2 protein-coding genes are annotated in these 2220 nt (G+C 36.4%); both read right to left on the bottom strand.

Annotation, left to right across the window (positions count from 1 at the left end; all coding sequences use genetic code 11):
* Window positions 1-842 (bottom strand): Ig-like domain-containing protein (locus MWU84_RS23780; protein ID WP_246906496.1); only part of this gene is annotated, 842 nt, incomplete at its 3' end.
* A gap of 1168 nt (window positions 843-2010) precedes the next feature.
* Window positions 2011-2220, bottom strand: a 210-nt coding sequence (locus tag MWU84_RS23775; RefSeq protein WP_246906494.1) for a hypothetical protein, incomplete at its 5' end; no start/stop codon positions are given.

Genomic DNA, 2220 nt, shown 5'->3' with positions numbered 1-2220 from the left:
CTTCCACCAGTGGCATATTGGCCGAAGCCTTCAGCTCCAGGGAAAGCCTTCAATCCGCCCATCTCCACAGGTTCTTCCGTTGTAGGGGTTTTGTCGGTCACGGTTACCGATCCGGTTTCTGTTGTAACTGTATCATCAGGATTGGTAACCGAGGTGGTATAAGTAAAGGTATCTTCCGATGGTGTAGTTTCTTCGGAAGCAACTTCTTCGGGTGCAACCTCTTCAGTGTTGTTCGTGTTTGGAGTATAGGTAATTGAATTGTCTTCATTAATTATGGCAGTACCATTGGAGGGTTGACTTACCTCCGTTATTACAACTTCACTCTCTTCCTTAAAAGTGTCATTCTTCAAGGGTTCTATTATTATGGGTTCCTCATTGGCGACCTCAACTATATCCTCTACAACATCGGTTACAGGTTCAACCGTAACATCAATGGTTACAACTTCTTCTGAGATGGTTTCGTCCTCATTGGTGACTTCCAATGTTATTTCAATATCGTCCTTTCCGTTATAATCGCTCGGGGGAGTGTATATTGCTATACTGTCCTTTTCTATGCTGATTGCACCGTATTTTGGTTTTGAGCTACTTTTGTACCTCCTACGTCCTTTCCTTTCACTAGAATTGTTGTAAAGCAAGTTAAAGGTTACAGGTTGGTCTTCTTCAGTTGTAAATACTGCATGAGCTAAATCAATGCTCACTTCTTTGGGTATTTCTGTGCTTTCGGAGTCTGGGTTCACTACATATTCCGCCAATAGGTCGGAATCCTTGTTGCAGGAAAAATTTAGAAAAAGGACAAGGCATACCAAGGTCATTTGTAATAGATTCGAGGGGTGAATTTTCATAAGTTCTAAGACGTTAATTTTAAATGATAATCATTTGGGGTTTATAATTATTTTAATTTTCACAACATCATCGGCAAATGGTATTTATATTCGACAAAATGCCTTTTTTTGGTTGTGATATTAGTTTTACGTTCGTATTTGAGCTCTGGATGTTTATAAATCCTTTATTCGATGAACTACCTTTTTCTTTATGATTTGACCACATTTTATCGGATTAAATGTTATTTTTTTAACATCTAGCCTCATGGAGTTTTGGTAGGAATGAATATTTTTTTAATGAGATAGTACGTATAAAAAGTTGTGGGAATGAGGTGTTAAATATGAAACTTAAATTCCCAATAATTTTATTTGCATGTATAAGTTCTTCATAAATCCACTGTGCGAATTATTATGTCTTAACATTTTATCCCTATAAGTAAACTATGTGTCCAAATACTCTGTGGGGTAGATATTGCTGTAATATAAGTGGTAGTGTATAAAGTGTTTAACTGTATGGTGGGCAATCTTTAAGTCTGAACTTTGGGTTTACTAGACTAAATAATGTGATTGAATGATCCTTGCATTATTGGGTGGCATTGGCAGAATAGTGTATGGGGTAAATAGGGTATAAAGTATTGGGGTGGATTAATTTATTATAACTGTGTTTAGTTCCTTTGGGATTCAAAATGATTTACCTTATGCTGTAAGGTGGATTGTCTGATGCTTGAATAATATTTAATGACAGTTAAAATTGAATTTTTCGATGTTCGATGATTTTTTACGGTAGCACATATAATTAAAGCTGTTCTTTTGGAATGGTTCATTGATTATTTCCGAAATAACACTATCGGGTTCATTGTCTGTAAATGTTTAATGTGAATTAAGTTCTCCTGATAAAAGGAGATAATTAATTAATGGGTGTTGGTACTATTATCATGTCCAATTTTTTTATTTTTTGGTGTTACATCGAAAATCAAAATATTTTTGTAGAGTTTTTTTGTTGATTTTGAAACCAATTCAGTTGCAACTTGTTGTGTAGCCTTTTAAATTTCTTCTCATTACCAATAATGGCAACCAACATAGAAGCTTGAGTTTTTCTTCAATTGGGTGGGGGGTATTGCGACTTTAGTCAAAAACAGAAAAAGAGGCCAGATGGCCTCTTTTTCTGTTTTTCGATTAAAGTGTGATATTATTTTACTGTCAGCGCGTGCAAGTACACTTCCAAGTTGGTATATCCACTTGCATCGGTTTCCTTATTGTTATCGCTTGCATCATTGGCATTTAATCCGTTTGCGTTTTCCCAGGTGTCACTAATCCCGTCTTTGTCGCTATCGTTTTGTGCGTTGCCCCCTGTTATGCTCGGGAAAGTACCGGAATTTACCAGGGAACCTAGACCAGA

The sequence above is a fragment of the Arenibacter sp. F20364 genome (assembly GCF_023015905.1).
GTDB lineage: Bacteria > Bacteroidota > Bacteroidia > Flavobacteriales > Flavobacteriaceae > Arenibacter.
The sequence above is the reverse complement of the archived record's forward strand: the minus strand, read 5'-3'. Positions and strand labels throughout refer to the sequence as shown.